We start from the raw sequence: 21,312 nt of genomic DNA, 5'->3' as shown, positions 1-21,312 counted from the left end.
CCGGCGCGCTCGCGTCCTAGGGGAACCCCATTAGGCGGTTCTTGAACCTCACCTTTGTATCGCTGGCGCCGGGACTAGGACTGCTCAGGTTAATCCGCGCCTGCGCATGTTTTCGACGCGCGCAGGAAGTGGAATAGCAGGTTGTTAGCCCGCGAGCTCCAGCTCGAAGCGGCTCAACTAGCACTATCGTCCTTCGTCGTGAAACAAGCCCAGGGCGCCTTCGGGAAAATCTCGGCCGGCTTCGTACCCGCCAAGCCGTTCATCTCGACGTAAGCAGCGCTGCGCGAGGTCGGCGAGGATGCGTGGATGTGGAATTCGGCACCGGCCCCCGCTCACCGGCTCCGGCTGCTGTTCGAAGTCAATTCTTCTCAAGGTCCGGTGGCCAATGTTGCGGTTGTTCACGCGTAATCATCCCCCTCTACCATCTCCCGCCGGTGAGCGGCTCTCACCCCGGGCCTGGGCGAGATGTTCATCGACCAGGCGGTGATAAATCCGCTCGTAATGATCCGCCATCACACCGGCGGTGAAGCGAGCCTCGAATTCTGCGCGGCATCTGTGCCGCGAGATGGAGGGAATTCGATGTACTGCCTCTGCCAGGTCGCCAGTGCTGGATGCGATCAGCCCGGTCACTCCATTGCGCACCACCTCGGGAACCGATCCGCAGGGGCGGGCGATGACCGGGGTGCCGCAGGCCAGCGCTTCGATCATGACCAGACCAAACGGCTCGGGCCAGTCGACCGGAAATAAAAGCGCCATCGCGTTGCCGAGAAAGTCGCTCTTCTCGCACTCGCTTATTTCGCCGATGAAATCGATGTCTTCGCCCTCAAGAAGCGGCCGGATCCGGCTCTCGAAATACTCCCGATCCACAGCGTCGACCTTGGCGGCGATTTTGAGTGGAATTCGCGTTCGCCGCGCGACCTCGATGGCCAGGTCAGGACGTTTTTCGGGCGCGATGCGTCCCAGAAAAGCGAGATAGCTGCCGGGGCCGGGGTTAAATGTGAGCTGATCGGCCGGCAAGCCGTGGTAGACGGTGCCTCTCCAATTGAGTTCCGTCAAAGGTTCGCGCTGCGCGTCGCTGATCGACACGACCGGAGCCTCAGAGTAATACCGATAGACGCTATGCAGCTGCGGAATGTCGAGGCGGCCGTGCAGCGTCGTAAGCGTTGGCGTGCTCACCATCCGGGCGAACGGGAAACTCCAATAGTCCAAGTGACAATGGATCACGTCGAAGCGATCAGCATTATCGAACACCTCGCTGAGCATTGGCAGGTGCAGGCTTTGGCCCCAAACAGCCAGCCCGCCTGGTCTGAGCGCCGTGTGATGAACAGCCTTGAGCGGTGCGGCGGCGGTCGAATCGCCCGATGCGAAAAGAGTTACGTCGTGGCCCCGCCGGATCAACTCCTCGGTCACGTAGGCTACGACACGCTCGGTGCCACCGTATAGCTTGGGGGGCACGCTTTCGTACAGCGGAGCCACCTGCGCGATGCGAAGGCGGTCACGGGTCTGCTTCAACATTGTCGAACCCGAGCCGCGGAAAAGCCGTTCCGAGGTTTTACCAGCCAATCGCATAATATCTCCGTCGACTTCGCGGAAAGCGTCTTTGGCTTGAAGGACGGGTGATTCTCCACTGGATAACACCCGTCCTTGTCAAGTCTACGCCTTCGTTTGTCCTCTGGCTGCGCGTTTAACTCGTGCGAGACGCGAGGCCAACAGAGAGCCGCCAGCGTCTCCGCTACCGCGTCTTGAGGGGCTTCCACCTGTTTGCCGGCCGAGGTCTTCTCACGCTGGGCTCTCCCGCGCGAGGTCATTGAGCGAGATAATCTCGACCAGGCGTTCGTTTTGGTCCAGGACGAGCAGCCGCCTTACTCGCGCATCAGCGCCTCCACCTGGCTAGCCATCGTTGGCGTGACAGGTAATTACCTTGTACGACATGGCCCGGGTCATCCGGATGGCAAACACTGGCTTGCCCGGGGTGTGCGCAGCAATCGCAATATCGCGGTCGGTGACTACTCCAACGACCTTGTCATCACCATCGGTGCTGACGACGGAATACAACCACAGTCGAATTCCCACATCAGTAAGGCGGCGCGGATGAGTGTGTCCGACGCGGGGCAAGGTGCGACCTCGCGCATCATTAATTGCTCGACGTTCATTTCACACACTCCTTGGTCGCCGTGCTCGCGTTCTGCTGAAGTGCCCGGCGCACCCGGCGCCGTCAGGCCGCGTTCTTCTTCGCCGAATTGTCCTTTGGGGCTTCGATCTGGATCTTTACCTCCTTCGGTAAGGCCTCCTTGGGCATCGGTGCTGTTAGCTCCAGCACCCCATCATGGTAGGACGCCTTCAGATCTTCCGCTTTGATACCCTCAGGCAGCGGGATGGAGCGTTCGAAGGCTCCGTAGCGGATTTCGCGGCGGAGATAGTCAGCCTTTTTCTTCTCGCGCTTCTCTTCCCGCGAGCCCTTGATGGTCAACACGTCGCCTACAACCTTGATATCGACGTCCTTCGGATCGACGCCAGGGAGGTCGGCGCAAACGATAAACTTGCCGTCTTCCACGCGTGTTTCGATCGCCGGATGCCTCGGTAGAGGCTCCCATTCCGCGAAAAACTCGCGGCCAAGCGGAAAGCGGAACCAGTCGTGGTCGAAGCCGAAGCGTTCCAATAGGTCGTCGAACTCGTTACGAAAGCGTTCCAGTTCCCTCGATGGTCTCCATCTTTCAAGCAATCCCATTGTCGTGACCTCCTGTTTGCTTGTTCCGCCTGCGCCCGGTGCATGCGCTTCGACGGGTTGATGCTTCTTTTCCGAGGCTGCAACAGGCATGCCGCTGCTGTGCGGCGTACCAACAAATCGAAATCCTCTTCATCGCAGTTCGATTGTCGCTTTCGGCGGCACATTGGGGACATGATCCTGGCTCTTGTGGAGTCAGGGTCTTCGGGCGGCTGTTGTGTCAACGCCGGTTTAATTCTGACTCACGTTGGCGCGAGAGCTGGAGTGACCGCCGAAAACCAGACAGTTGAGAGAGAACGGATTGGACCGAGCGGCCGGGCTTATCGGAGGATAAGCCGTGGCAAGGCGCCGGAGCTTTAGCGTGGAGTTTAAGCGACAGGTGGTGCTCGACTTTCTGGAGGTCCGCGCGGAGACGCGCGGACTGGCGCGGCATCACAGTCTATCGTGGAATCAATCGTCCGCCTGACAGGCGTCCGGCCGAAGGGGTTCACTTCATGTCTATCCCCTCGATCGGGTTAGGCCCAGCAGCTTCGACGACTGCGGAAAATCACTCGGCCGCCACGGCGTGGCGTGACCCGCGGGGCGCCTTATTTCTTCAACTGCGGGTCGTTGCCGGCGACGCAGCGTGCGCCGGCGATCGACTGCGCCGCGTACTTAAGCATGTCCTGGTAGCGCGGATCCTTGTTCTGGCTCGCCCGCTCGGCTGAGTATTTCTTGAGACTGGCGGCGTAGGCCTCGCATTCAGCGGTCGTCCCAAACGCCGCCATCTGCTGCCACTGCGCGAGCGGCAGACTGGAATTGACGCCGTCGCTGGTGAAGGGCGGCGCGACCAGATACCACGCGGCTAGCGCGAGCGCCGCGGCGCTGCACAACTTCATCCCCGCAATTTAAGCAAGCGCATCCGGAAAATCGAAGACGCCTGCGCAGGGCTACTTCCGCATCCGCGCCAGCCGCTCATGCACCAGCGCGAACAGCGGCGGGCCGGAGCGCTGCTCGAAACGGTAACGTACCCGGATCAGCGGGGTCCCCAGTTGCAGCACACGCTCCAGACGCGCGGGGCTGGCGTCCACGATTGCGTCGGCGCCGCTGCGGCGCAGCGTTTCGCCCAGTTCCGCGATCTGCGCCGCCGAGTAGCCGAGCGCCGGCAGCACTGCGCCGATATGCGGATAGCTGCGATAGGCCTCGGCGATGCTGCCCACGGCGAAGCCGCGCGGATCAATAATCACGGCGCCGGCCGCGCGCGCCGCGACCGCGCCCGCCCCCGACGCCATCCCGCCGTGCGTCAGCGTCGGGCCGTCCTCGACCACCACGACGCGCTTGCCGGCAAGCGCGGCGCCGGGTTCGACGTTGACGACGAGATCGGACTCGATCATTGGGGCGCCTGGGTTGAGCTCCGAGGCGTGGCGCCGAATCAGCGCGAGCGCCTCGGGCGTGGCGCCGGATACCTTGTTCAGCACCAGTACGTCGGCGGCGCGCAGATTCGTCTCGCCCGGGTAATAGCTGGTCTCATGGCCGGGGCGCAGCGCGTCGAGCACGACGATCGACAGGTCGGGACGAAGGAACGGATAGTCGTTGTTGCCGCCGTCCCACAGAATAACGTCCGCCTCGCGCTCCGCCTGGGCAAGGATCGCGCGATAGTCAACGCCGGCGAAGACCGCGAGCCCGGCTTCGATATATGGTTCGTACTCCTCGCGTTCCTCCAGCGTACAACCGTGATGCTCGAAGTCGACCTCGCTCGCGTAGCGCATCGCGCGCTGCCTAAGCAGGTCGCCGTAGGGCATCGGATGACGAACCACTGCGACTCGCCGCCCGGCGGCCGTGACTGCGCGCGCCAGCGCCTGCGAGAGCGGACTCTTGCCCGCGCCGGTACGCACGGCAGTGACCGCAACAACCGGCAGACGGCTTTCAAGCTGGGTAAGGCGCGGGCCCAGCATCGCAAAACCTGCCCCGCACGCCTGCACCAGGCTCGCCTTGTGCATTACCTCGTCGTACGGCAGGTCGCTGTAGGAGAGAAAGACGAGATCGGCACGCAGGCGCCCGATCAGCACCCGCAGTTCGGTTTCGGGAAATATCGGGATGTCAGAATCGTAGAGCGGGCCGGCAAGCTCGCGCGGAAAGCTGCGCCGCTCGATGAAGGGGATCTGCGCAGCGGTGAAGGCAACCACCCGAAACTCCGGGCGGTCACGGAGGAAGACCTGGAAGTCGTGAAAGTCGCGGCCGGCAGCGCCCAGGACGATGCATCGCACGGGCTCGGACATACGACACAGCTAGCGCACAAGACGGACCGGCGCCACGGCGCGGCACCTAGGGAGACCGAGAGGGCGGCCCTGTCCAGGGTCCAACCATGGCTCTCTTGTTGAGAGGAGGGGCGCCATAATTGACATTTCCAAGCTCTTGGGGCGTCAAAAGTTCTGTTGACACATCAAAGCGGGAAAATTATGGTCGCGCTCAGGAGTTGCTCCCTGATGGAGACTATTTCAGGGCTCTTCGTTCGCTTTCGCGAGATTGTGATCGGCCGCCTGCGAGCGCAATCCATGACCGAGTACGCGCTAATCCTGGCCGCTATCGCACTTGTGGTTTTCGCGGCCTACCAGGTCATGGGTAATACGGTGAGCAAACTCGTGAGCGGGGAGGACAGCACGCTCAGCAGCGCCTAAAGCCCCCTCTCTCTTCGGGAGATCACCGGCACCGACGCGCCGGGCAGCTTGCTCCCGGGCGGCGAAGAACGGTCGCTCGACCTGTTTCGCTACCAGTTAATTACGGTGGTCACGAGGTACCACAGTCCGAGCAGAGCGCCGAGCGTGAAGATGAACATGCCGGCGTTTTCAGCGAAATGGTTCTCGTGAAACGCAACCTTTTTCCTGCCCAGCATTACCAATCGGCCCCCGTAGCGATCTAATAGTCAATCCTACGCGTTTTTAAGCAAACTGTACAGCTTTGACGCATATGTAGCGTGCAGGTCGAGGCTGGGGCTTAGCTTCAGGCTCAGGGTCGAGAGCTAGCGCGACCGCGACGGCGGTGCAAAATGGTCGGCCACGGGCAGCCGGCTTCCTGCCCTGTAGGCGGGAATTTCCTTGACCTCAAGCCTGCGGCGGGCAGGTCCGAAAAGCCGCCGCAACCAGCTCCCGCCGCTAGGGGAGAGTCGGCTCGCCGCAGGGTCCCTCGAGACCCATCTCGATACGCGCTCGCGCAACATCGCCGTCGTCAGCGGTTGCGAGATGAACTCGTCGCAGCCAGATGCGAGCGCCTCCTCGTGCTCGGCCTCTGAGGCGTCCGTCGTCACGACCATTATGGCAGCGCGGCGAAGCGCCGGCTGTGCCCTTAGCCAGGCGACCATCCCGAGCGCGCCCATAGGGCCGGGCAGCCGCAGGTCGGTCAGGATAAGTTGCGGCCGCAGCCTTTGCGCGATTTCCAGCGCCTGTTCGGCGCTACTCGCGACCTCCACGTCATAGCGTTCGTTGGCGAGGACACGCCTGGCGAGATCTAGCGTCTCGCGGCAAGCGTCTACGATCAGGATCCTCTCGTGCATCGCGCTCTCCAGTAGCCGGGTCAGTAACAGCGTGGAGCAATCCCCGGGCCGTCGGAAGGGACCCACGGCAAGCGAGGGAAGTTCATTCCGCAGTTCTAAGGCGCTCATAGACGATCGCGTTGCTGCAGGGATGGATCCGCCGCGAAACGGGCTGTCCGGAGGTGAAGCACAGGTTGAGCGGGCTGACCATGAGAGGCTCGGTCAGGTGTTGCATTAGACGATATGACATGTTATTTACCGTTCTGTCTTTGCTAAACGCTATTTATGGTTGTATGAAATGACGAGAAAGGGTTAAAGATGCTGATCCAAATGGCGGGTGATTTCCTGTTCTGGTGGCTTCTTGTCCTGGGAGTCGGCATCGGAGTCGTCATGGTGCTCGATAAATACGTTCGCCATTCCCGCAAGCGCCACGCCACCTCGGATGGTCCCTTTTCGTGGCTGCACGGCAGGATTGAAAAGTCATCCCACGAGCCGGTCGAAGAGCCGCCCACAGCGGCGACGGCCTCCGCAGCCGCTCCGATCCAGGCAGTGCCGTTGTTTCAGGCTCCTATGGCCGAACCCCGCCGCTACTTCATCGGCAAAGGGCCCGCCGACGAGGAGCGGTCCTGACACGAGCCGACCCTTTCCTCGAGCTCTTTGCCGAGCCGTTTGACCTCCTGACACTGCGTACTGCCTAGGCTTGACAGGGGGCGGGCGAAACGACGAAACCAGACTCGTAACTTCCAGCACTCCGGTCCGTCGACACGCTCAGCGTCCGGTGGGCCGGTGACGGAGGACTTACGATGTCGTCCATTCACGCGGCTGACCCTGCGGCGATCCGCGCGCGCCTTAGCCATCCCGTAATCGACTCCGACGGCCACTGGCTCGAATTCGGGCCGGTTATCTGCGAGTACCTCGAACGCGTCGGCGGGCGGAGCCTGGCGGAAGCGTTTCGCTCGCGCGACGAGAAGGTCGTGCGTGATCTGCGTCTGCCGCTGGAAGAGCGGCGTGAGATGCGCCGCCCGCAGCAGGCGTGGTGGGCCTTCCCGACCAGGAACACCCTCGATCGGGCGACCGCGATGGTGCCGCGGCTGCTCCACGAGCGGCTCGACGAACTCGGCTTGGATTTCTGCGTGCTTTATCCGACGACCGGGCTTGCGGTGCCGTTTATCGGCAACGACGAGCTGCGCCGGGCAACCTCGCGCGCTTTCAACACGTATGTCGCCGAGCAGTTCCGCGAGTACGCCGACCGGATGACACCCGCCGCGGTCATCCCGATGACCACGCCGCAGGAGGCGATCGAGGAGCTCGAGTACGTCAGCAAGACGCTGAGGCTGAAAGTGGTGGTGATGGCGAGCGTGATCAAGAGGCCGATTCCGGCGCTCGCGCGGCGCTCGCCGGAGCTGGCACGTTATGCCACTTGGCTCGACATGCTGGGTCTCGACAGCGCTTACGACTACGACCCGGTATGGGCGAAATGCGTCGAGCTCGGCCTTGCGCCGACCTTTCATTCCAGCGGGCGGGGCTACGGGATGCGCGTGTCGGTGTCGAACTTTACTTACAACCATATCGGGCATTTCGCGGTCGCCGGCGAGGCGATCTGCAAGGCGCTGTTCCTCGGCGGCGTGACCCGTCGGTTTCCAACGCTGAAATTCGCCTTTCTGGAGGGCGGCGTCGGATGGGCGTGCAACCTGTATGCGGACCTTATCGGGCACTGGAAAAAACGCAACGCAGATGCGCTGGCCGAGGTCGATCCGGCTAATCTCGACCGCGCGCGGCTCGCCGAACTGTTCAATCGCTACGGCGGCGCGTCGTGGGCCGACAAGCTCAGGAGCTGGACGCCCGAGGGCGAGGGCGCGGTGCCCGGGATGCCGGGCAGCGAGCTGTGTGATGACTTTGCGGCCTGCGGCATCGAGCGGCCGGAGGACTTCCGCGAACTGTTCTGTCGCAACTTTTATTTCGGATGCGAGGCCGACGATCCGCTCAACGCGTGGGGCTTCAACGCGCGGGTCAATCCGTACGGCGCGCGGCTGAGGGCGCTCTTCGGCTCCGACATCGGCCATTTCGACGTCCCCGACATGCGCGAGGTCTTGCCCGAGGCGCATGAACTGGTGGACGACGGCCTGATCACGGCGGACGACTTTCGCGAATTTGTCTTTGCCAATCCGGTCGAGTTCTGGGGCGGGATGAATCCGGGGTTCTTCAACGGCACGCGGGTCGAGAGCGAGGCCGCGGCCTGGCTGGTCGCCCATCCCATGCGCCCGATCGACACCCGCGCCGCCGGGTAGGGCGAAGGCCTACGGGCTGCCGGAGGCGAGGTCGTCGAGCATCTTGTTCAGCTCGCTGGCGCGCCGGGTCTTTATCGCACTTCCGCGAGCGCGCGCCACGAGATCTTTATCTTCGGCAGTCACCACCGACCGCCTCTCGCGGACTCAACCTGCCGGGTACAATTCGCGCCTTGGCGGCGGCACTGCGCTATGCTGGCGCAACATCCACGGCGGAGGAGCCTCAAGCATGCTCAAGGAATTCAAGGAGTTCGCGCTGCGCGGCAGCGTGATCGACATGGCCGTTGGTATCATCGTCGGCGCCGCCTTCAACGGCGTGGTCAAGTCGCTGGTTGACAACGTGATCATGCCGCCGATCGGTGTGCTGCTCGGGCGGGTCGATTTCTCCGACCTCTTCATCAACCTCTCGCGCAACCAGTACCCGAGTCTGGACGCGGCCAAGAAGGCCGGCGCCGCGACGATCGCCTACGGCGTCTTCATCAATTCCGTTATCAACTTCATAATTGTCGCCTTCGCGGTGTTTATTTTGGTGCGCCAAATCAACCGCCTGTACAAGCAGGCGCCGCCACCGCCGACGACCCGGGACTGCCCGTACTGCGCGACGGCGATTCCGATAGCGGCCGTGCGCTGCCCGCATTGCACCTCGGAGCTCAAGGCAGCCGCCTGAGCGCGAAGGCCCGTGGGAGTCGTCAAGCGCGTCGCCGCCAACGCCGCGCTCGCGCTGGGCGGCGTGCTCGCCGCCCTCGTCATCGCCGAGCTCGCGATGCGTGTTGCGGGGCTGTCGTACCCTACAACGACGACCTTTCTGCGCGCCGATTACTACACCGGATGGTCGCACAAGCCGGGGATCACCTTTCCCAACCCGGTGGACGGGTTGCACGGCTTCGTCAGCTTCAACCGCTACGGGATGCGCGACAACCGCGAGTACACGATCGCCAAGCCGCCGGGCACGTTCCGGATCGCGGTGATCGGCGACTCCTTCGCCGAGGCGTTGCAGGTGCCGCAGGCGGAAGATTTCTGCTCGGTGGTGGAGCGCGAGCTTGCGCGATGCGACGGCCTGCGCGGCAGGAAAATCGAGGTGCTGAATTTCGGCGTTTACGGCTTCGGCACTGCGCAGGAGCTGATCATGCTGCGGCGGCGGGTGTTGCGATGGTCGCCGGACCTGGTGGTGCTGGAGTTCTACGCCAACGACCTGGGGGATAACACGCGCGCGACCGACGACTCATGGTCGTGGGGTCCGCGCCCGTACTTCGTGCTGCAAAACGGCCGCCTGACCGAGGACGACAGTTTCCGTTCAGCCCCGTCGATTAAGGACAACGTCGCCGCCGCCGAATGGAACGGCAGGCGCAAGCTCAGGCCGGGATTGGCGCCGCTCTACGGGCTGATTATCAACTCGCGCGTCCGCGAACTGATTTACCATTTCAGCTACGCGCCGGTGGTAGTACCGTTTTTCCATCTCGACCGATGGATCGAGCACCGGGTGTTTTTCTCTCCCAAGCAGGAGCCGCCTCCCGCGCCCGGAAAAGCGGCCGCTCCGCCTGCCGAGCCCGGGACGCTCCCGGACGCACGACCGAACCATGCGCCCGCGTCCGCTCGGCCGGCGTCAGAGCTCGAGCAGAGGTTTCGATGGGAAGGCTCGTTGCTCGGCCCGCCGCGGCAGAAGGAGTGGAGAGAGTCTTGGCAGGTAACTGAGAGGCTGATCGAGGAGATCGCGCGCGAGTCGCACGCCCACGGTGCGCGTTTTCTGCTGATGATCGCGGACGCCTCCGCGCAGGCGTATCCCGACCCCGAATTGCGCCGCAAGGTGCTCCCTGAACCGGTTTATCTCAATCGGCGCCTCGAAACGCTCGGCAAGCGCGACGGCTTTGCGGTGCTCAGCCTGGCCGAGCCGCTCCAGCGTTACGCCGACGCGCATCATGCCTTTCTGCACGGGGTCAGCGGCTACATGCCGGGGTGGGGCCACTGGAACGTGGAGGGACACCGCGTCGTCGGTGAGCTGCTCGCGACGGAGATCTGCGCGATGACGCGGGACGGTCAGGCGAACGCGTCGAGCGCGCAGGCCGCGCCCGCGAGACCGCGTAAGGCACACCTTTATCGCGGCGCGCGGCGCCGCAGGGTTATCGCACCCACGATTGCATCGGCGGCAAGGGCGCGGTCACGCGCACCGGCACCTGCGCGCGACGCCCGTTGCGCAGGACGTTGAGATAGACGATCTCTCCGGGGCGGACGCCGCGCATGCGCGCATAGAGGTCGATGAAGTTACTTACCCGATAACCGTCAACCCCGATCACCAGGTCGTAAGTTTCTCCCGTGGGAATGGCGCCGACGATTGGGCCGATTATCACTGCGGGCGGAAAGGCCATCGCGGCCAGCATACTGGCACCATTAATCAGGTCCTTCGCGCGCTGCTGGAACGGATGCAGGCCGGCGCTCGCCGCCGGACCTTGCGGCGCGATATCGACGATCAGCAATCCCTGGATTCCCTGGCGCGCCTCGATCCTCAGGTTCATCCCCAGCAGCGAAATTTCCTCGGCTGCCTCCAGGTATTCCTCGACCCCCGGCGGTTCGGGCTCATACGTGGGCGGTTGCGCCGCGTGGGGCGCATGCGCCACGACGGCGTTGTAGGGAAGCGGGGGCGAATTCAAATCGGCCTGCGAAGCGGGTATGGAAGCCGTCTCGGCAGCGTTGGCGGACGGCGGTTCTAAGCGCGTCGCGCCCGCAAGCAGGCTCACTATGCAAGAGAGCAAAGCTAGCTGCTTGTATCTTCGCATGCGGCTGAGCCGGCGAACGTCGGGATGGCCGCCAAGAGACTATCAGACGCGCAACAGATCCCGCCATTGCGGGAATTTGCCCGGCCGCCTGTGATGCGTCGAGGACACGATCGCGGCTTGCCCGCCGCGGCGCGCGCGTTTTACAGTAGCGGCGCGTACGCACGCAACCGCTGCGGAACGGTGCCGCGCGGGACGCACAAGTCGAGGCACGAATGAAGGTATCGCTCTTTTATCTGCCCTCGGTCGGCAACAAGGCCGAGATCGAAAAGGGGATGGTCGGGTTGCGCGGCGAGCTCTACGACCAGATGCTGCGCGAGGTCTCCGAGCAGGCCAAGCTCGCCGACGGCCTCGGCTACGACTCGATCAGCTTCACCGAGCATCACTTTCACGCCGAGGGCTTCGAGCTTTCCAACAATCCCGTGCTGCTCGACTTGTATATCGCGATGCAGACCAGGCGGATCCGGGTCGGCCAGCTCGGCATCGTGCTGCCGGCCAACAATCCGATCCGCGTGGCCGAGGATATCGCGATGCTCGATCATATGAGCGGCGGGCGCGCCAACGCCGGCTTCGCGCGTGGCTACCAGCGCCGCTGGGTCGATATCATGGCCCAGCAGACTCACGGCATCCACGGCGCCCAGCCCCATCAGCACGACGAGATCGACGCCGCCAACCGCGCCGCCTTCGAGGAGTGCTTCCGTATCATCAAGGCCGCCTGGACTGAAGACATGCTCGCCTACGACGGCAAGTACTGGCGGGTGCCGCCGGGCGAGACGCCGTGGCCGATCGAGGCGACGGCGAAATGGGGCAGGGGCGTCACGAACGGAGTGGTCAAGGCGGTCAGCGTGGTGCCCAAGCCGCTCCAGAAGCCGCATCCGCCGCTCTTCCAGCCTTTCGCCTCGTCCGAACGCAGTATCCGGTGGTGCGCGCAGGAGGGTGTTACTGCGGTGCTGCCGCCGCTGTTTCCGGCCTTCGAGCGCCAGCTGTGCGACGTCTATGCCGAGGTCTCTGGGCGCCCGGCGGGGCAGGGCATGGGCGTGCTGCGCGACGTCATCATCGCGGACAGTGACGAGGAGGCGCGCGCGTTGTGGCGCGAGAGCGGGTTCTTCTGCGGCCGCGAATGGTTCCATCCGTTCGGCTTCTACAAGGGGATGGAAGATCCAAAGACCGGCGAGGTGCCCGACCTCTTCGATAACAGCCTCGCGCTCATCGGCACCGTGGACAGCGTCACGCGCCAGCTCGAGCGGCTGCTCAAGCGGCTGCCAATCACGTGGATCTTTGCCTGGATGTACAACGGGCTGCTCGCGCACGACCGGCTGATGAAGACGATCGAGCTGTTCGCGACCAAGGTGCTGCCGCGCGTCGCCAACGCCGGCTAGCGGTCTTGGTGGGGCGCAGCCCGCCCACTGACAGGCGGTGCAAGCGTAACAGGCCTGCCGCGTTCGCTCAGGCGGCGGTAGGCCGCGCCATCAGTGCCAGCACGACCTCGGTCCATCGGTCGATGATGAAGTCGATTCCGATGAACAGGCCGATCACCCACAGGCCCGACAGCGGCCACAAACTCCAGATTGAAATTCCCAACAGCAGTGAGAACACGACGGACACTGCGACTATGCTCCGCCGCGCCGTGCGGTGGCGCAATTGAAGTTTGCGCCGCGACGCCGCGCCTTGAGGCCAGCTTGTCAAATTCCGGGAGCGGGTTTAAAAGGGGACAGCAACTCCGGCGTCAACCGCTTCCCAGGGAGGGCGTGGCGATGGCGACACGGCAGCAGATCGACTACGACGCGCTGATCCAGCGCGACCGCGTCCACGGCCGGCTCTACAGCGACCCCGACGTCTTCGAGGACGAGCTCGAGCGCATCTTTCATCGCGGATGGGTGTACGTCGGGCACGCCAACGAAATCCCCAATCCGGGCGACTTTCGCCTCGCCCAAATCGGGCGCGTTCCGGTGATCATGGTGCGCGACGAGCAGGGCACGGTGCAGGTGCTGCTCAACCGCTGCCGCCATCGCGCGGCTACCGTCTGCCAGCTCACGCGCGGCAACACCCAGCGCTTCCGCTGTGCGTACCATGGATGGACCTACAAGTGCAGCGGCGAGCTCGCCGCGGTGCCCTACCAGGACGCCTACGGCGGCAATCTGCCGCGCGCCGAGCTGGGACTGACCAAAGTGCCGCGGGTCGATTCGTACCGCGGATTCGTCTTCGGTAGCCTGAGCCCGGCGGGGATCACGCTCGAGGACCATCTGGGACGCGCGCGCGCGCAGATCGACAACTTCGTCGAGCTCTCGCCCGAGGGCGAAATCGACGTGCGCGCCGGGATCACCAAGTATCGCTTCCCGGCCAACTGGAAGCTCCAGGTCGAGAACGGGATGGACGGCTACCATCCCAATTTCACCCACCAGACCTTCCTCGACATGCTCGAGCGCGACAATGACGGCCAGCGCCTGGGGCTGTTCGACGGCGACGCCGCCTCGCAGACGCGCGACCTGGGCGGCGGGCATGTGATGCTCGACTATCGCGAGTACAATCGGCGGCGCAACCTGCGCGTGCTGGCCACGCTCTCGCACGAGCGCGAATATCACGAGGCGATGGAGCGGCGCTACGGCAAGGAGCGCGCGGCCGAGCTGCTCACCTTGGGCGGCACCCACGTGCTGATTTTTCCCAACCTGATTATCATCGGCATCCACATGCGAGTGATCACGCCCGTGCGCGTCGACGAAACCGAGGTCTCGCTCTATCCGACCACGCTCAAGGGCGTGCCGCAGGAAGTCAACCGCACGCGCCTGCGCGGGCACGAGGCGTTCTTCGGGCCGGGCGGGTTCGGCCAGCCCGACGACCTCGAGATGTTCGCGCGCATCCAACGCGGGCTCAACGCGGATTTCGATCCGTGGCTGTACATCGCGCGCGGGCTCCATCGCGAGCGCCTCGACAGCGACGGCACGATCGTTGGCCAGATGACTGACGAGGTGACGTTGCGCGGGATCTGGGCGCACTACCGCAAGCTGATGTCGCCGCAGGGGAGCGGCGCGGCGACGCGCCGCGGCGCGCGGCGCTCGGCGCAGGCCTGAGCGTCGAAACGGGGCTGCGGATGGCGCTCGATTATCGCCGGGTCGAGAATTTTCTTTACCGCGAGGCCCGGCTCATGGACGATAACGCCTACGACGAATGGCTCGCGTTGTGGGCGCCCGACGCGCTCTACTACTGGGTGCCCTGCAACAGCGACGACTCGGATCCCGAGCGCCAAGTCTCGGCCATCTACGACGACCGCCGCCGGCTCGAGGACCGCATCACGCGCCTGCGCGACGGGCCGATCTACGCGCAGGAGCCGAAGTCGCGGATGCGCCGGGTGATTTCGAACATCGAGATCGAGGAGGCGGCGAACGGCGAGATCGTCACGCATTCCAACTTCGTGCTGGCCGAACTGCGCCACGGCAAGCAGGACATCTTTGCCGGCCGCGCGATCCATCGGCTCAGGCGCGACGGCGATTCGTTCAGAATCGTTTCGAAGAAGGTCCTGCTGGTCAACAACGACGAGCCGATCGACAACCTGACCTTCCTGATCTAGTTCGCGCGCGGCCTCGCTATCATCGATCCATGGACGAACGCGGCGGCGACGCCGAGCTGTGGCGCGAAGGAGTGCGGCTATTCAACCAGCAGTGCTTCTTCGAGTGCCACGAAGTTTGGGAGCGACTGTGGAAGCGCTCAAGTGGGCCGGAGAAGCTCTTCTACCAAGGGATGATCCAGGCGGCGGCCGCATTGCTCCACGTGAAACGCGGCCAGCTCGGCGGCGCGCGCTCGACTTGGGCCAAGGCGCGCGCGAAGCTCGACACCCTGCCGGCGGAGTATCACGGCATCGCGCTTGCGGAGTTGCGCGCGGCGGCGGACACATTTATTGCGGCGGGCTTCGATGCGCCAGCGCCGCGGATTCGGCATGTAAAGCGATGACGCGCTCTCAGTCGGTGCCGCGCCGCGGGCGTTCAGATTGACTCAGGCAGGCAGTTCGCTGACGACGCGCTTGATGATTTCCGAGGCTTCGAGACACGCCGCACGCTGCCTGCGCGTAAGATGCGGCAGCCGCTGTATGCTCTGGAGGCTCCCCAGAATGGCGTCGGCGGCTTCGGCGTGCTCGGCGAGGACGACCAAGAGCAGCGACGCCGACAAGGCAGCGAGCAAATCAACGTCGCGGCGGATATCATCGAGCTTTTTGCCCGACGGGACCAGCCGGAGTACCTGTTCCTTGCGCATCGTCGACGCCCTTCCGAAACCCAGGAGGGGACACGACACTGCCGCCTCGCGCGCGATCATGTGTCAGAGCTTAAGCATCGTCTGATGCGACGAGGATGTCAATGAAATGTTAAATGATTCTGAAAAAAATCCAATGTCGCAATATCATGTTACTATTATTTGATTTATGTCTGCTTATGCAGCCACAATTAGTCTATACCGCGGATCGGGCCCGCTGGCGATGCTTGATCGCGGCTGCTCGTGGGACGCCGGAGCTTTTGCTGAACGTGAGCGCCGCGAACCCCTGTGCAGTCGCGGCGTTGCGTTCGGCCGATTAATTGACGAAGGCTAGAAAGGGATGTCGTCGTCGTCGGGGCCGGCGGGGGGCATATCGGCGCTGAAGTCCTCCGGCTCGTCCATCGCACCGCCGCGCGCTCCTGCGCCACTGCCGCCACCTCCGCCGAGGAACTGCACACGCTGCGCTACGACCTCGGTGCGCGAACGTTTGCCGCTGCCGTCCTTGGCTTCCCACTGGCGCGTGGTCAAGCGCCCTTCGACGTAGACTTGGCGGCCCTTGCGCAGGTACTGACTGCACAGTTCGGCCTGCTTGCCGTAAACGACGACGTTATGCCATTCGGTCGATTCCTTGTTGGAGCCGTCGCGCCCCTTGAAGCGCTCGCTCGTCGCGACCGAAAAATTGGCGACCGGCTGGCCCGAGGGCAGGTAACGCACTTCGGGGTCGCGCCCCAAGTTGCCGACCAGGATGACCTTGTTTACCGACATCGCTGCCGCCCGCGCCTGATAGAGGTTTGCTACGCATGGAACCTATCCCCCGCGCGCATCGCGTGCAACCGCCCACCAGGGGCTGAATCCGGCGCTGGTCGGCTTACCTGTTGATAGTTGCGCGTCGCGCGCCAGTGTCCCACGGAAGGCGTAGGCCGCGCATCCAGCACGCTTTCGCAGGGCGAGACGGCTTTATATAATTCGCATCTGGTGGATGGGCGGTCGGTCAGGCGATGGCGTCGCACGCTTCGACATCCGTGCCGGTCAGAATAGTCCCGCTCGGCGGGTTCGGCGAAATCGGGCTGAACCTGACGGTGGTGGAGTGCGCCGGCCAGGCGCTGATCATCGATGCGGGCGTGATGTTTCCCGAGGAACGCGGGCTGGGACTGGGCGTGCTCGCGCCCGATCTCACCTACCTTGAACAGTCGCGCCCGCAGGTTCTTGGCATTGTTCTAACCCACGCGCACGAAGACCATATCGGCGCGCTGCCCCATTTGCTGCGCCGCTTCAACGCGCCGGTTTACGGGACCAAACTGACACTCGCGTTCGCGCGCCGCCGGTTAGAGGAAGAAGGCCTGATCGGCGCGCGCATGAATGCGCTGGAGCCGCGCCGGAGCTTTGAGCTCGGCCCGTTTGAGCTCGAGCCGTTGCGCGTCACCCATTCGACACCGGATTCGGTCGGGCTTGCGATCCGGACTCCCGCCGGGCTCATCGTCCATAGCGGCGACTTCAAGATCGATCCGGCGCCTATCGATGGCCAGCTCTTCGACCGCGAGCGCTTCGCCGAGCTGGGTGCCGAGGGCGCGGCGCTGCTGATATCGGATTCGACCAACGTCGAGCGCACCGGGCGCACCGCCAGCGAGAGCTCGATCAAGCCGGTGCTGCGCGAGATCGTCGCGCGCAGCCGCGGCAGGTTTTTCCTCTCGGTCTTTTCCTCCCATCTCCATCGTATCCGCCAGCTTACCGAGGTCTCGCGCGAGGCAGGGCGGCGAGTGGTCCCGTTGGGACGGCGGATGGCCGAAAGCGTGCGGCTGGGAACGGAGCTGGGCCAGCTACCATTTCCGCCCGGCACCTTTATCGAGCCGGGCGAGGCGCAGTTTCTCGAAGCGCGCCGGCTGACTTATCTCGCCAGCGGCAGCCAGGGCGAGTCGCTCTCGGCGCTGGCGCGGATCGCCGCCGGCGCGCATCCACGCGCCCGCGTGGATCCCGGCGACACGGTGGTCCTTTCCTCACGCTTCATCCCGGGCAACGAGCGCACCATCAACACGCTGGTCAACCGGCTTTACAAGCGCGGCGCCGAGGTTTTTTACGAGGCGGTCGCGCCGGTCCACGTCTCGGGGCACGCCAGCCGCGATGAGTTGGCCGAGTTGATCGCGCTGGTGCGGCCGAGGCACTTCGTGCCCACCCACGGCGAGTATCGCCATCTGCGCCGCCATCTCGCACTCGCGGTCGAGGCCGGTATTCCCGAAGCCAACTGCTTTCTGCTCGAGAACGGCGAGCCGCTGGTGCTCAACGGCGCCGGCGCCCATCGCGCGCGCGCGGTCGAGGCCGGGCGGGTGCTGATCGAGGACGGCGAATTCGGCGACCCTGCGCTGCTCGACGAGCGCCGCGCGCTGGGGCGCGATGGCACCGTGTTCGCGGTGCTGGCGGTGTCATCGAAGAGCGGCGCGCTGGTCGCGGGGCCCGAACTGGTGTCGCGCGGAATCGTCGTTGGCGACGGCACTTCGGTGCATATGCGCCGGGCGCGCGCGCAACTGGTCGAACGGCTGAACCGAATCGAGCAGCCGTTCAGTGCCGACGGCGCGATGCTGCGTGAGGAAATCGTGCACGCCCTGCGCAGCTACTTCAGCCACGCGCTCGGCAAGCGCCCGCTTATCGTGCCGCACATCATGGAGGTCTGAACGGCTATCGCGCGCCAGCCCAAAGCGCCGATCGAGCTCGAGGCCGCCGCGCCCGAAGCGGCGCCCGCCGCCGCGCCCAGCCGCGTGATGCGCGAGCTGGCCGCGCTCGCGTTAGTCGCGCTCGCCGCTTTCTCCCTGCTCAGCCTGATTTCAGCTGCGGCCGCTGAGCATCCCAACCTGTGTGGCGTAGTCGGCGAGGCGGCCGCGGCGGCGCTGGACGGAGTGTTCGGCGTGCAGGCTTACGCGCTGGTGCTGATGATGGCCGCGCTTGCGGCTCGCGTCTGGAGCGGCGCGTCTGGGCGCACGCTCGGAGGCGAGGCGGTCGGCGGCGCAATACTGCTCGCCGCGCTATGCGCCGGCGCTGGGCTTTTCAGCGACGGCGCGCAATGGGTGGGCGGCGCGCTCGGGGTGTCCCTTTCTTCGATCCTTGACCAATACCTCAACCTCGCCGGCGGGTACCTCGCGGTGCTGCTGACGGTGATCGGCGCGCTGGTCGTGATGCTGCGCCGGGCGCCGACCGAGATGGTGGCCGGACTGGCGGCCGGCGTGCGCGCGCGGCGCATGGCGTCGGCACGCGACGCGAGCGGCGATGATGAGGCATGGGTGGTGGAGGAGCCGGCAGGCGGCGCAGAGGCAAACGGCGCGCGGCCCGCTCCCCCATCCGCACCCGGCGGCGGGGGCGCGCGTGCGCTCAAGGTGCGCCGAATCGAGCCGCGCGAGGCGCCGGCGCGCGGCAACAAGCCGATGCGCTCAGGGCGCGCCAAGGGCGGCTATGAGCTACCGCCGCTGGGGCTGCTCGACGTCCCCCCGGCCGAGCATGCGCAGATCGACGAGTCGGCGCTCGAGCGCAGCGCGCGCGTGCTGGAGCAGAAGCTCGCCGACTTCGGCGTCGAGGGGCGCGTGGTCGAGGTCCAGCCCGGGCCGGTAGTCACGATGTACAAGTTCGAGCCGGGCTCCGGGATCAAGGTCAGCCAGATCGTTAATCTTGCCGACGACCTCTCGATGGCACTGCGCGCGGCCACCGTGCGTATCCAGGCGCCGGTGCCGGGCGAGGCAGTGGTCGGGATCGAAGTGCCCAACCGCAAGCGCGAGATGGTCTATCTGCGCGAGATCCTGGAGGCCGAGGAGTTCGTTTCAGCGCGCAGCCAGCTCACGATCGCGCTCGGCAAGGACATCTCCGGGCGTCCGGTGGCGGCCGACCTCGCGACGATGCCGCATCTGCTGATCGCGGGCGCGACCGGCACCGGCAAGTCGGTGTCAATCCATACGATGCTCGGCTCGATCCTGTTCAACGCCACCGCCGACGACGTGCGTTTCATCCTGATCGATCCCAAGATGCTCGAGCTTTCGGTGTACGAGAACATTCCGCATCTGCTGGTGCCGGTGGTGGTCGATCCGGAGAAGGCGGCGGCGGCGCTGTTGTGGGCGACCCAGGAGATGGAGACGCGCTACCGGATGATGCGCGAGCTGGGCGTACGCAATATCGACGGCTACAATCGCGCGCTCGCCGCCGGGGGCAAGGTGGTCGAGCTCAAAGCGGCCAACCTGGTTGAGGAAGGGGTGCGCCCGCCCGTGGCCGGCGACGACCCCGAACCGATCCAGCATCGCAAACTGCCCAAGATCGTCATCGTGATCGACGAGCTTGCCGACCTCCTGCTCTCCGAGGGCAAGACCGTCGAGCGCGACATCACGCGGCTTGCGCAAAAGGCGCGCGCCGCCGGAATCCATCTGATCCTCGCGACCCAGCGCCCCTCCGTGGACGTGATCACGGGGCTGATCAAGGCCAACCTGCCCGCGCGCATATCGTTTCAGGTCACCTCGCGCGTGGATTCGCGCACCATCCTCGATTCGATCGGCGCCGAGCGGCTGCTCGGCGCGGGCGACATGTTGTTCATGCCGCCGGGAACGGCCAAGCTGCGCCGCCTGCACGGCCCCTTCGTCTCCGAGGCCGAGATCCGGCGGGTGGCGGATTTCCTGCGCGCGCAGGGCGCGCCCGAGTACCGAATGGAAATCCTGGAGACCAAGGCGCCGTCGGAGGATGGCGCCGAGGGCGCCGACGGCGAGCACGACGAACTGTACGACGAGGCGGTGCGGATCGTGCTCGAGAGCAACCAGGCGTCTATCTCGATGATCCAGCGCCGGCTGCGAATCGGCTACAATCGGGCGGCGCGGATGGTCGAGCAGATGGAGCGCGAAGGGCTGGTGACGCCGGGTGACGGGATGCGGCCGCGCGAGGTGCGCGCACGCAACTAAACCGCCGCCGCCCGAATCGCGCGCTGAACCCGCCGCGCCTTGCCGTCGTCTATTCAATTGATGCTGTTTAACTTCCGTACTCTCCGCGATAACCGATCGGGCGACAATCGCGCCCGGTGCAGTTTGCCTTCGATGCGTGCATTGGCTGCGTCGGCCATTGCGGTGACGGCGATTGCGTCGGCGGCGTTTGCGCGCGGCCTCGCGGTTGCGAGCAACACGGTTGAGCCGGCGGCAACAGCAGCGCAGCCCCCGCCGCAGACCGGATCGCTGAGCCTCGAACAGGTCGTTACCCGCTTGCAACGGCGCTACGACGCGACGCGTTCGCTGCGCGCAAGCTTCAGCGAGGAGCTCAGCAGCCCGGGCGGGATGAAGCGCACGCGCACGGGCACCGTCTCGTTCAGGAAGGGCGGGCGGATGCGATGGGAGTTCGGAGAGCCGCGAGTCGAGACGATCGTCAGCGACGGCCAGACGGTTTACGACTACGAGCCGGATCTGAACCAGGTGGTCGAAGTTCCGGTGAGCAAGGCGCTCAAAACCAGCGCGACCGCCTTCCTGCTCGGCCTGGGCAATCTCAAGCGAGACTTCAAAGCGGCGCTGCCAGCCGACCCACCTGCCGACGGCCTTGTCCATCTGGCTCTGAGCCCCAAGGGCGGTGGTGACCAGATGGAACTAGGGCTCGACCCGCAGAATTACAACATTGTGAAGTTCAAATTAACCGACCAGGTCGGCAATGTTACCGAACTGCGCTTTCGCGACATCCAGACAAATCTGGCCCTTGAGGATTCGCTGTTCCGGTTCGCCGTCCCGCCTGACGCAGACATCGTCCAGCCAGGGCAGCAATGAGCGCGGGCAAGCGCATGATTGC

Annotated in this window: 22 protein-coding genes; 12 read left to right on the top strand and 10 right to left on the bottom strand. The window is 64.9% G+C overall.

Annotated features, from left to right (window positions below; genetic code table 11):
* Positions 1-408 precede the first annotated feature (408 nt).
* From VFB33_00410 to VFB33_00395, 4 genes are all read right to left on the bottom strand, one after another.
* Entirely contained in the window at positions 409-1,563 is a 1,155-nt protein-coding gene (locus VFB33_00410) for a glycosyltransferase family 4 protein (GenBank protein ID HZO80129.1), read from the bottom strand.
* A 652-nt stretch (positions 1,564-2,215) separates the two neighbouring features.
* Positions 2,216-2,818 carry an Hsp20/alpha crystallin family protein gene (locus tag VFB33_00405; protein ID HZO80128.1) on the bottom strand — a complete coding sequence of 201 codons (603 nt, stop codon included), beginning with the start codon at positions 2,816-2,818 and terminating at the stop codon, positions 2,216-2,218.
* Positions 2,819-3,312: 494 nt separating this feature from the next.
* Entirely contained in the window at positions 3,313-3,603 is a 291-nt protein-coding gene (locus tag VFB33_00400; protein HZO80127.1) for a hypothetical protein, read from the bottom strand.
* Between the two features lie 51 nt (positions 3,604-3,654).
* Positions 3,655-4,983 (bottom strand): hypothetical protein, encoded by a 1,329-nt coding sequence (locus tag VFB33_00395; protein HZO80126.1) that lies wholly within the window; start codon positions 4,981-4,983, stop codon positions 3,655-3,657.
* A gap of 207 nt (positions 4,984-5,190) precedes the next feature.
* Between VFB33_00395 and VFB33_00390 the strand changes: the two genes are divergently transcribed.
* Entirely contained in the window at positions 5,191-5,382 is a 192-nt protein-coding gene (locus VFB33_00390) for a hypothetical protein (GenBank protein HZO80125.1), read from the top strand.
* A gap of 89 nt (positions 5,383-5,471) precedes the next feature.
* Here VFB33_00390 and VFB33_00385 read toward each other — a convergent pair whose 3' ends face one another.
* Together VFB33_00385 and VFB33_00380 are read right to left on the bottom strand one after the other, a co-directional pair.
* Positions 5,472-5,597 carry a hypothetical protein gene (locus VFB33_00385; protein ID HZO80124.1) on the bottom strand — a complete coding sequence of 42 codons (126 nt, stop codon included), beginning with the start codon at positions 5,595-5,597 and terminating at the stop codon, positions 5,472-5,474.
* A 126-nt stretch (positions 5,598-5,723) separates the two neighbouring features.
* Positions 5,724-6,254: a response regulator gene (locus tag VFB33_00380; protein HZO80123.1), complete on the bottom strand. Its 531-nt coding sequence runs from the start codon at positions 6,252-6,254 to the stop codon at positions 5,724-5,726.
* A gap of 297 nt (positions 6,255-6,551) precedes the next feature.
* Between VFB33_00380 and VFB33_00375 the strand changes: the two genes are divergently transcribed.
* The 4 genes from VFB33_00375 (at position 6,552) to VFB33_00360 (ending at position 10,721) form a co-directional block, all read left to right on the top strand.
* On the top strand, positions 6,552-6,863 hold the full coding sequence (locus VFB33_00375) for a hypothetical protein (GenBank protein HZO80122.1): 312 nt from the start codon (positions 6,552-6,554) through the stop codon (positions 6,861-6,863).
* Positions 6,864-7,036: 173 nt separating this feature from the next.
* Complete coding sequence (locus tag VFB33_00370; GenBank protein HZO80121.1) at positions 7,037-8,521, top strand: amidohydrolase family protein; 1,485 nt, start codon at positions 7,037-7,039, stop codon at positions 8,519-8,521.
* A gap of 226 nt (positions 8,522-8,747) precedes the next feature.
* The gene (gene mscL, locus VFB33_00365; GenBank protein HZO80120.1) at positions 8,748-9,185 is read left to right on the top strand and encodes a large-conductance mechanosensitive channel protein MscL; all 438 of its coding nucleotides are present in this window, start codon (positions 8,748-8,750) and stop codon (positions 9,183-9,185) included.
* A gap of 12 nt (positions 9,186-9,197) precedes the next feature.
* Positions 9,198-10,721, top strand: coding sequence for an SGNH/GDSL hydrolase family protein (locus VFB33_00360; protein ID HZO80119.1), 1,524 nt, complete (start codon positions 9,198-9,200; stop codon positions 10,719-10,721).
* On the opposite strand, the gene VFB33_00355 is transcribed toward VFB33_00360, so the two are convergent.
* Positions 10,636-11,163, bottom strand: coding sequence for a PDZ domain-containing protein (locus tag VFB33_00355; GenBank protein ID HZO80118.1), 528 nt, complete (start codon positions 11,161-11,163; stop codon positions 10,636-10,638). The genes VFB33_00360 and VFB33_00355 overlap by 86 nt on opposite strands.
* A 338-nt stretch (positions 11,164-11,501) precedes the next feature.
* On the opposite strand from VFB33_00355, the gene VFB33_00350 reads away from it, so the two are divergent.
* Positions 11,502-12,665: an LLM class flavin-dependent oxidoreductase gene (locus tag VFB33_00350; protein ID HZO80117.1), complete on the top strand. Its 1,164-nt coding sequence runs from the start codon at positions 11,502-11,504 to the stop codon at positions 12,663-12,665.
* Positions 12,666-12,732: 67 nt separating this feature from the next.
* On the opposite strand, the gene VFB33_00345 is transcribed toward VFB33_00350, so the two are convergent.
* Entirely contained in the window at positions 12,733-12,891 is a 159-nt protein-coding gene (locus tag VFB33_00345) for a hypothetical protein (protein HZO80116.1), read from the bottom strand.
* A gap of 149 nt (positions 12,892-13,040) precedes the next feature.
* On the opposite strand from VFB33_00345, the gene VFB33_00340 reads away from it, so the two are divergent.
* Genes VFB33_00340 through VFB33_00330 form a run of 3 tightly spaced genes read left to right on the top strand, consistent with a single transcriptional unit; the run spans position 13,041 to position 15,231 of the window.
* Complete coding sequence (locus tag VFB33_00340; protein ID HZO80115.1) at positions 13,041-14,354, top strand: aromatic ring-hydroxylating dioxygenase subunit alpha; 1,314 nt, start codon at positions 13,041-13,043, stop codon at positions 14,352-14,354.
* 20 nt (positions 14,355-14,374) lie between these two features.
* A complete protein-coding gene (locus VFB33_00335; protein ID HZO80114.1) occupies positions 14,375-14,851 on the top strand; it encodes an aromatic-ring-hydroxylating dioxygenase subunit beta in 477 nt (158 codons plus the stop codon).
* 29 nt (positions 14,852-14,880) lie between these two features.
* Complete coding sequence (locus VFB33_00330; GenBank protein HZO80113.1) at positions 14,881-15,231, top strand: DUF309 domain-containing protein; 351 nt, start codon at positions 14,881-14,883, stop codon at positions 15,229-15,231.
* A 42-nt stretch (positions 15,232-15,273) separates the two neighbouring features.
* On the opposite strand, the gene VFB33_00325 is transcribed toward VFB33_00330, so the two are convergent.
* Positions 15,274-15,531: a hypothetical protein gene (locus tag VFB33_00325; protein ID HZO80112.1), complete on the bottom strand. Its 258-nt coding sequence runs from the start codon at positions 15,529-15,531 to the stop codon at positions 15,274-15,276.
* Positions 15,532-15,858: 327 nt separating this feature from the next.
* The gene (locus VFB33_00320) at positions 15,859-16,293 is read right to left on the bottom strand and encodes a single-stranded DNA-binding protein (GenBank protein HZO80111.1); all 435 of its coding nucleotides are present in this window, start codon (positions 16,291-16,293) and stop codon (positions 15,859-15,861) included.
* A 257-nt stretch (positions 16,294-16,550) separates the two neighbouring features.
* Here VFB33_00320 and VFB33_00315 point away from each other — a divergent pair, with 257 nt between their 5' ends.
* From VFB33_00315 to VFB33_00305, 3 genes are all read left to right on the top strand, one after another.
* Complete coding sequence (locus tag VFB33_00315) at positions 16,551-18,194, top strand: ribonuclease J (GenBank protein HZO80110.1); 1,644 nt, start codon at positions 16,551-16,553, stop codon at positions 18,192-18,194.
* Positions 18,195-18,281: 87 nt separating this feature from the next.
* Positions 18,282-20,447 carry a DNA translocase FtsK gene (locus VFB33_00310; GenBank protein HZO80109.1) on the top strand — a complete coding sequence of 722 codons (2,166 nt, stop codon included), beginning with the start codon at positions 18,282-18,284 and terminating at the stop codon, positions 20,445-20,447.
* 60 nt (positions 20,448-20,507) lie between these two features.
* Positions 20,508-21,290 (top strand): outer membrane lipoprotein carrier protein LolA, encoded by a 783-nt coding sequence (locus VFB33_00305; protein HZO80108.1) that lies wholly within the window; start codon positions 20,508-20,510, stop codon positions 21,288-21,290.
* The last annotated feature ends 22 nt before the right edge of the window (positions 21,291-21,312 follow it).

The sequence above is a fragment of the Candidatus Binataceae bacterium genome (assembly GCA_035650475.1).
In the GTDB taxonomy this organism is placed as follows: domain Bacteria; phylum Desulfobacterota; class Binatia; order Binatales; family Binataceae; genus JAKAVN01.
Note: the sequence above shows the minus strand (reverse complement) of the source record. Positions and strands in the feature narration are given on the sequence as shown.

Coding starts and splice junctions, on each gene's coding strand:
- VFB33_00375 (HZO80122.1), top strand. CDS start 6,552: ATGCTGATCCAAATGGCGGGTGATTTCCTGTTCTGGTGGCTTCTTGTC.
- VFB33_00320 (HZO80111.1), bottom strand. CDS start 16,293: ATGTCGGTAAACAAGGTCATCCTGGTCGGCAACTTGGGGCGCGACCCC.
- VFB33_00395 (HZO80126.1), bottom strand. CDS start 4,983: ATGTCCGAGCCCGTGCGATGCATCGTCCTGGGCGCTGCCGGCCGCGAC.
- VFB33_00330 (HZO80113.1), top strand. CDS start 14,881: ATGGACGAACGCGGCGGCGACGCCGAGCTGTGGCGCGAAGGAGTGCGG.
- VFB33_00385 (HZO80124.1), bottom strand. CDS start 5,597: ATGCTGGGCAGGAAAAAGGTTGCGTTTCACGAGAACCATTTCGCTGAA.
- VFB33_00350 (HZO80117.1), top strand. CDS start 11,502: ATGAAGGTATCGCTCTTTTATCTGCCCTCGGTCGGCAACAAGGCCGAG.
- VFB33_00400 (HZO80127.1), bottom strand. CDS start 3,603: ATGAAGTTGTGCAGCGCCGCGGCGCTCGCGCTAGCCGCGTGGTATCTG.
- VFB33_00405 (HZO80128.1), bottom strand. CDS start 2,818: ATGCCTGTTGCAGCCTCGGAAAAGAAGCATCAACCCGTCGAAGCGCAT.
- VFB33_00325 (HZO80112.1), bottom strand. CDS start 15,531: ATGCGCAAGGAACAGGTACTCCGGCTGGTCCCGTCGGGCAAAAAGCTC.
- VFB33_00380 (HZO80123.1), bottom strand. CDS start 6,254: ATGCACGAGAGGATCCTGATCGTAGACGCTTGCCGCGAGACGCTAGAT.
- VFB33_00310 (HZO80109.1), top strand. CDS start 18,282: ATGCGCGAGCTGGCCGCGCTCGCGTTAGTCGCGCTCGCCGCTTTCTCC.
- VFB33_00305 (HZO80108.1), top strand. CDS start 20,508: ATGCTGTTTAACTTCCGTACTCTCCGCGATAACCGATCGGGCGACAAT.
- VFB33_00340 (HZO80115.1), top strand. CDS start 13,041: ATGGCGACACGGCAGCAGATCGACTACGACGCGCTGATCCAGCGCGAC.
- VFB33_00370 (HZO80121.1), top strand. CDS start 7,037: ATGTCGTCCATTCACGCGGCTGACCCTGCGGCGATCCGCGCGCGCCTT.
- VFB33_00390 (HZO80125.1), top strand. CDS start 5,191: ATGGAGACTATTTCAGGGCTCTTCGTTCGCTTTCGCGAGATTGTGATC.
- mscL (HZO80120.1), top strand. CDS start 8,748: ATGCTCAAGGAATTCAAGGAGTTCGCGCTGCGCGGCAGCGTGATCGAC.
- VFB33_00335 (HZO80114.1), top strand. CDS start 14,375: ATGGCGCTCGATTATCGCCGGGTCGAGAATTTTCTTTACCGCGAGGCC.